Origin of the sequence: uncultured Cardiobacterium sp. (assembly GCF_938028185.1) — a bacterium.
In the GTDB taxonomy this organism is placed as follows: Bacteria; Pseudomonadota; Gammaproteobacteria; order Cardiobacteriales; family Cardiobacteriaceae; genus Cardiobacterium.
This window is the reverse complement of the sequence record NZ_CALJAH010000315.1, coordinates 1-7,114: the sequence shown is the minus strand read 5'-3', so window position 1 is coordinate 7,114 and position 7,114 is coordinate 1. Positions and strand designations below refer to the sequence as shown.

Here is a 7,114-nt window from a genome sequence, read left to right as displayed (position 1 = left end):
TCGCGCAGCGACAAGCATTGCTTGCGAAGCAAGAGAGAGGGCTGGGGTGAGGGCAGCAAACGTGAAAAACTGGATTCCGAGTCATCAACTATATCGCTTACCCCCACCCCGACCCTCCCCCGCTGCGGGCTTCGCCCTGCGGGGGAGGGAGCATTTTTAGAACTGGTAACGGAAGCTCACCGCCACGTAGCGTCCCGGCTCGCTAAACGGTGGGGCGTAGCCGTCCGGGTGGCTGCGGGCGCGGCTCCACAGGCCGTAGTCTTTGTTGAAGAGGTTATAGACGCCGCCGTTGATGGTGAGGTTGTCCATCGGTTTGTAGTGGCCGGTGAGTTCGACCGTGCCGTAGCCGCCGAGCGGTTTGGCGCGCTCCGGCAGCGCGCTGCCTTTTTTCGCGGTGGCGAATTTGACGCGGCTCGCCACGCCCCAGCGCTCTTGTGGCGCGTCGTAGCGCAGGCCGAGGTAGCCGTTGAACGGGTCAATGCGGCTCACCGGCTGCCCTTTGCTGTTGCTGCCTTTGCCGTAGGCGGCGGCGCCTTCGAGCGCGAGGCCGTCGGCGAGGCCAAAGGCGTTGAGGTTCAGCCGTCCTTCAAATTCGGCGCCGTAGATTTTGCTGTGGCCGTCGGTGTTGTAGAACAGGCAGGGGTCGTTGGTGTTCATGCCGCAATCAACGCTGATGAGGTTGTTGTAGTGGTTGTAGTAGAGCGCGGTACGCTGGCGGCCAAGCGCGCCGTTGCTCGCCCAGGCAAGTTCAAAGCCGTCGGCGGTTTCCGGTTTCAACTGGTAGTCGGGGCTGTTGAAGCGGGTGCTGCCCAGTTCGATGAAGCCGGGGATGCGGGTGGCGCGGTGGTAGTCGGCGCTGATGAGGTGGTTGTCGTTCGGCTGGTATTCGAGGCGCAGGCCGCCGCCGGGCGCGGTTTTGTTGTAGTCCGGCAGTTTGCCGTCGTGGCTGATGCGGGCGTGGGTGAGGCTGACCGACGGGGTAACGCTGATGCCGCTTGTGCCGAAGCTGATGCGGTCGGCGGCGCGGATTTCGCCCTGGAAGCGTTTGCTTTTTTCCACGGCGAAGTAGCTGCCCTTGGTGCGCGTGGTTGGCGTGATGTTTTCCGAGCCGAAGTTGCTGCTGCCGTAGCGCAGTTTGAGACCGTAGTCGATGTCCTGGCGCACGCCGCCGTCAATGCTTTTGGCGAAGCCGGTGCTCAGGCTATAGTCGGTGTTTTTGTAGTCGTCGTTGTCGTAGAAATTGCCGCTGGGCATGAGGTTGGTGTTGCGCCCCTTGCTGCTGCCGCGCTGCACGCCCAGTTGCCAGTTCATCTGGTCGAACAGCGGTGTGGCGGCGCTGATGTCGTGGCGCACGGAGACGGCATCGCGGCGGTTGGTGCGGGTGTTGTGCGAGTCGAGGATGTTGCCCGCGCCACGGCTGGCAGTGCCGATGCGTTGCCGTTGGCGGCTGTTGCTTTCCACGTCGTAGTGTTGGAGGGCAAGGGTGAATTTGTGCGCGTCATTGGGCTGGTAAATCCATTTGCCATTGACGGAATTGCTGTGGCCGGAGACCGGGTCGTTGTAGGTGCGGTCGGGGCCGTCAATATCGCGGCCGCTGCGGTTTTTGCGCTCATGGAACCAGTGGCGGCTGTAGCTGATGGACGCGCTGTTGGCATCGTCAAAACGCCCGGCAACGCTGGCGCCGGTAGAAAAATCGCGGTTTTCGCCGTTGAATCCGTCGCGTACTTCGCCGCCGAAGTTGGCGCCATCGCGCAGATAATCCTGCGGGTCCTTGCTGCGCAGGCGGACGCTGCCGGAGAGGCCGTTCGCGCCCGGCCCTTTTTCGATTTCCACTTCTTTCAGGTCAGCCGGGTCAAAGTACTAGCGACCGGTGCGGGTGTAGTAGCCGTAGCTCAGGCCGGGGCTCATTTCCATGCCGTCCAAGTCCATCGTCACCCGGTTGGCGCCGTTGCCCATCACGTCCGAACTCTGGCTGCCCATGCCACGAATTTCCACCTCGTTCAGTGGGTTGTAACTGCCGCCGACGAAATTCACGCCGGGAGTGTAGTCAAACAGGCTGCGCAAATCACTGGTCGGACGGTGCTCCAGCGCCTGCCGCCCGGCATAGCATAAACGACGACCGGCGCCAGCGTTTGCTCGCCGCCGCTTTTGCTGTCCGCCGGGGCGGCGAGTGCAGGCAGGCAGCACGCCTGCGCCACCAGCAAAGCCAGTGGCAGTTTGCCGGGCAAGACCGTCATGTGTGGAAAATGTTGCGGTTTCATGAGGATTTCCTTGTGGACTGATTTCGTCCTCGTGATGATTATTCTTATTCCGATGTCAATTTTTATCATCTATCCACATGAATCCACGCCAAATCCGCAAGGTGCCATCCGCCAATGGCATCGCGCCCGCTTTCCCGCTAAGCTACGCGCCCTTCATTTGCACCCTGACAGCGAATCATGAATGCCCTGACCCATCTGCACATCCACAGCGAATTTTCTTTGAGCGACAGTATTTTGCGCGTCGGCGAGATTGTCGATTTTGCCAAAAGCCAGGGCGCGGAGGCGGTCGCCCTCACCGACCGCAACAATCTCTACGGCGCGCTCAAGTTCTACAAGAAAGCGCGGGCGGCGGGCATCAAGCCGGTTATTGGCTGCGACCTCACCGTGCGCGACAGCGACGGCACGGATAATCAGTTGATTCTGCTCGCGCAAAATCTCACCGGTTTCATCCATCTTTGCGAGCTGGTCAGCTTCGCCTATCAGTACGACCAAGACCATCAGGGCGTGGCGGTGCATATTGAGCGCTTTACCCCGGCGCAATGCGAGGGGCTGCTCGCCCTTTCCGGCGGCATTGACGGCGATTTGGCGCGCTTTCTCCGCCGCCGCGATGCGCAGGGTGCGGAGCAACGCGCCGCGTTTTGGCAGGGGATTTTTCCCGGTCGCTATTATTTGCAACTGGCGCGGCTTGGCCAGCCGGGCGAGGCGGAGTATTTCGCCTGGTGCCGCGACGCCGGGCGCAAATTGGGCATCGCAGCGGTCGCCACCAACCTCGCCTGTTTCCCCACGGCGGACGATTACGATGTGCATGAGGTGCGCGTTTGTATCAGCAATGGCTGGCAGCTCGCCGATGACAAACGACCGCGCTATTTCACGCAGAAGTACCATCTCACCAGCGATGAGGTGATGGCGGAGCGCTTTCATGATGCGCCGCAATTGCTTGCCAACACCCACGCCGTGGCGCAGCGCTGCAATCTGGAGCTGACGCTGGGCAAGAATTATCTGCCTGATTTTCCGCTACCGGACGGCGTCAATATTGAAACGTTCCTTATTGACAGCGCGAAAAGCGGGCTGGAACTGCGCCTGGCGCAATTGTTCCCGGACGAAGCGGAGCGCGCCGCCAAGCGCGCGCCGTATGACGCGCGCCTTGACATTGAGCTCGGCGTCATCAACCAGATGGGCTTCCCCGGCTACTTCCTCATCGTTGCCGACTTCATCCAGTGGGCGAAAGACCACGACATCCCGGTTGGCCCCGGACGCGGTTCCGGCGCGGGTTCGCTGGTCGCCTACGCGCTGAAAATTACCGACCTCGACCCGCTCGCCTACGACCTCTTCTTTGAGCGCTTTTTGAACCCAGAACGCGTTTCCATGCCCGACTTCGACGTCGATTTCTGCATGGAGCGGCGCGACGAAGTCATCGAATACGTCTCGCACAAATACGGCGCGCAGCGCGTCTCGCAAATCGCCACCCACGGCACGATGGCAGCGAAGGCGGTACTGCGCGACGTTGGCCGCGTCCTCGGTGTGCCGTATCCGGTGGTCGATAAACTGGTCGCCACCGTGCCGCCCGTCCTCGGCGTCACCCTGCCGGACGCGCTTGGCCGCAGCGCCAAAAGCCAGGAAAAGGCGGAGCTGCGCTCGGAGGCGATGCAGGAGCTCTACGAAAAAGACGAAGAAATGCGCGAAATCATCGACACCGCGCTACAACTGGAAGGACTTGCGCGCAACGTCGGCAAACACGCCGGCGGCGTGGTCATCGCGCCGACCAAACTGACCGACTTTTCCGCGCTCTACAGCGAAAGCGCCGGGGCGAACATCGCCACCCAATTCGACAAGGACGACATCGAGGCGATGGGACTGGTCAAATTCGACTTCCTTGGCCTGCGCACCCTCACCGTCATCGACTGGGCGCTCGGCCACATCAACAGCCGCCGCGCGCGCGAAGGCGAGCCGCCGCTGGACATCGCCACCCTGCCGCTCGATGACCCCGACACCTACGCGCTGCTGCAATCGACGCGCACCACCGCCGTCTTCCAGCTCGAATCCAGCGGCATGAAAGAACTCATCCGCAAACTGCGCCCGGACACCTTTGAAGACATCATCGCCCTCGTCGCCCTGTTCCGCCCCGGCCCGCTCGGCTCCGGCATGGTGGACGACTTCATCAACCGCAAACACGGCCTCGCCGAAGTCGAATACCCGCACCCCGACCTCGAAGACATCCTGAAGACCACCTACGGCGTCATGGTTTACCAAGAGCAGGTGATGCAGGTCGCGCAAAAACTCGCCAACTACACCCTTGGAGAGGCGGACAACCTGCGCCGCGCGATGGGCAAAAAGAAAGCCGAAGAAATGGCGCGCAACAAAAACATCTTCGTCAGCCGCGCGGTGGAGCGCGGCGTGCCGGAAAAACAGGCGACCGATATCTTTGATCTCATGGCGAAATTCGCCGAATACGGCTTCAACAAATCGCATTCCGCCGCCTACGCGCTGCTTTCCTACCAAACCGCGTGGCTGAAAGCGCACTACCCGGCGGAGCTGATGGCGGCGGTACTCACCTCGGAAATCGAAAAAATCGACAAAATCGTCCGCTTCATCAACGAAGCGCGCGACATGGGGCTGACCGTCATCCCGCCCTGCATCAACCGCTCCCAATACACCTTCACCGTCAGCGAGCGCGGCGAAATCATCTACGGCCTGGGCGCCGTCAAAGGCGTCGGCGAAGCGGCGATTAACATCCTCCTCGAAGAACGCGCCAAAAACGGCGACTACACCTCGCTCGAAGACCTGTGCCGCCGCCTCGACCTCAAAAAACTCAACCGCAAAACGCTGGAAACCCTCATCCGCGCTGGCTCGTTTGACAACATCGAACCAAACCGGGGCGCGCTCTTCGCCGCCGTCGAACAAGCCATCAAACTCGCCGAACAGCACCACCGCAACCGCCATCAAGGGCAGGGCGATATGTTCGGATTATTCGGCGACAGCAGCGGCGACCAGCCGCCCAGCCTCATCATGAACCCCAATGAGGCGTGGGACTTGCGGCAGACACTGGCCGAAGAAAAACAAACGCTGGGACTCTTCCTCAGCGCGCACCCGATAGATGAGGCGCGCGACACCCTGCTGCAAATCAGCCGGGGACGCAACCTCGCCCAACTGCAAGAAAACATGGAAAACTGGCAACGGCCAACACGGCGCGGCGACAGCATCGACGTCACCCTCGCGGGTGTGGTGATAGAAGCGCGCAGCATGGTCAGCAAAAAAAACGGCAACCCGATGATATTCCTCACCCTGGACGACCGCAGCGGGCGGCAGGAAATCGGCGTCTTCGGCAAGGCGGCAGAACAATACAAAGACCTGTGCAAAGCGGACAACATCCTCATCATCCACGGCAAAGCCGACTACAACTACTACAAAGAAGAATGGCGCATCAACGCCGAGACCATCCACGACTACTACGAGGCCCGCTACGAACTGCTGCAAAAACTCGACTTCACCGTGGACGCCACCGCCCTGCCGGATGACATCTGGCAAGAGCTGCGCGATACCCTCGCACCGCTGGAAGACAGCCACGGCGCCCGCATCAGCATCACCCTGCAAAACGCGGCCATCAACGCCCAAGGCCGCCTGCACCTGCCCGCCGCCTACCGCATCGACCACGACAACCTGCGACGCCTCGAACACCTCCTGGCAGAGCCGCAAATACGGAGACATTACTGATGAACCACGCACCACACTGGCGCATCCACGCACAACTGCTCGGCATGGCGCTTATCTGGGGCGCGGCATGGACGTGGGGACGCATCGTCGCCCAGGCGATGCCGCCACTCACCGCCGCCACCCTGCGCTTCCTGATATCCACCGTTTTCCTGCTGCTGTGGCTGTACCATCGCGACCGGCTGCGCGCGCTCACCGCCCTCAACCGCCGCCAATGGGCGGGACTTGCGCTCGCCGCCGCCTGCGGCGTCAGCGGTTACGCCATCTTCTTCATGCTCGGCCTGCGCCATATCGGCGCCGGACGCGCCGCCGTCATCTTCTCCATCAACCCGGCGCTCATCATGCTCGGCGCGGCGTGGCTGTTTGGCGAACGGCTCAACCGCCGCATCCTCGGCGGCATGATACTGGCGGTGGGCGGCTCGCTCATCGTCGCCGCGCGCGGCAACCCCTTGCTGCTCCTCGGCGCGCTCGGCACGGGCGAATACCTGATTTTCGGCTGCATCTTCTGCTGGGTCAGCTACTCACTCATCGGGCGGCGCGTGCTGACCGGCATAGACGCGCTCACCGCAACCACAGCCACCGCCCTCATCGGCGGCGTGATGCTGCTTGCAGTCAGCCTTGCCGCAGAAGGCACGGCCGCCTGGGCGGGCCTCGCACACATAGCGCCATCCATCTGGCTCATACTGCTGGCGTTGTCCTTCGGCGCGACCCTGCTCGCCTACCTCTGGTATTTCGAAGGCATCGCCGCCCTCGGCGCAGGCAGCACCGCCGCGTACATGACGCTCATCCCCGTCTTCGCCGTACTCATCGCCGCGCTGTGGCTGCATGAACCGCTCACCCTGTCGCTGGTCGCCGGTGGCACACTCACCGTCTGCGGCATGCTGCTGATGCAAAGCGGACGGCGCGCATAACGCCGCCTGCAACGAACAAACGCCGCATGATGCGGCGTTTTTCTTAGGGCGTGTTTGCATTTCCGTGGATAAGCCCCTCTCCCTCTGGGACTGGAACAGCTCGCGCAGCGACAAGTATTGCTTGCGCAGCAAGAGAGAGGGGTTGGGGTGAGGGCAGGGATAAACAAACTTCGCATGACAATAGACTTCCTTCCAAACCATAACTTGCACGGCAACCCGACAAAATTCCAAACC

Annotated in this window: 5 protein-coding genes; 2 read left to right on the top strand and 3 right to left on the bottom strand. The window is 61.8% G+C overall.

The window, feature by feature from the left end; all coding sequences use genetic code 11:
• Positions 1 to 156: 156 nt before the first annotated feature.
• Genes Q0349_RS09235 through Q0349_RS09225 form a run of 3 tightly spaced genes read right to left on the bottom strand, consistent with a single transcriptional unit; the run spans position 157 to position 2,261 of the window.
• A complete protein-coding gene (locus Q0349_RS09235) occupies positions 157 to 1,833 on the bottom strand; it encodes a TonB-dependent receptor (protein ID WP_298080585.1) in 1,677 nt (558 codons plus the stop codon).
• 27 nt (positions 1,834 to 1,860) lie between these two features.
• Positions 1,861 to 2,064: a hypothetical protein gene (locus tag Q0349_RS09230; RefSeq protein WP_298080584.1), complete on the bottom strand. Its 204-nt coding sequence runs from the start codon at positions 2,062 to 2,064 to the stop codon at positions 1,861 to 1,863.
• On the bottom strand, positions 2,031 to 2,261 hold the full coding sequence (locus Q0349_RS09225) for a hypothetical protein (RefSeq protein WP_298080582.1): 231 nt from the start codon (positions 2,259 to 2,261) through the stop codon (positions 2,031 to 2,033). Before Q0349_RS09225 ends, Q0349_RS09230 begins: the two co-directional genes overlap by 34 nt.
• 177 nt (positions 2,262 to 2,438) lie before the next feature.
• Between Q0349_RS09225 and dnaE the strand changes: the two genes are divergently transcribed.
• Complete coding sequence (gene dnaE, locus Q0349_RS09220; RefSeq protein ID WP_298080581.1) at positions 2,439 to 5,972, top strand: DNA polymerase III subunit alpha; 3,534 nt, start codon at positions 2,439 to 2,441, stop codon at positions 5,970 to 5,972.
• On the top strand, positions 5,972 to 6,880 hold the full coding sequence (locus Q0349_RS09215) for a DMT family transporter (RefSeq protein WP_298080580.1): 909 nt from the start codon (positions 5,972 to 5,974) through the stop codon (positions 6,878 to 6,880). Before dnaE ends, Q0349_RS09215 begins: the two co-directional genes overlap by 1 nt.
• Positions 6,881 to 7,114: the final 234 nt, after the last annotated feature.

What these genes read in the sequence shown, in the direction of transcription:
- Q0349_RS09225 (WP_298080582.1), bottom strand. Translation starts at nt 2,261, where the DNA reads ATGAAACCGCAACATTTTCCACACATGACGGTCTTGCCCGGCAAACTG.
- dnaE (WP_298080581.1), top strand. Translation starts at nt 2,439, where the DNA reads ATGAATGCCCTGACCCATCTGCACATCCACAGCGAATTTTCTTTGAGC.
- Q0349_RS09215 (WP_298080580.1), top strand. Translation starts at nt 5,972, where the DNA reads ATGAACCACGCACCACACTGGCGCATCCACGCACAACTGCTCGGCATG.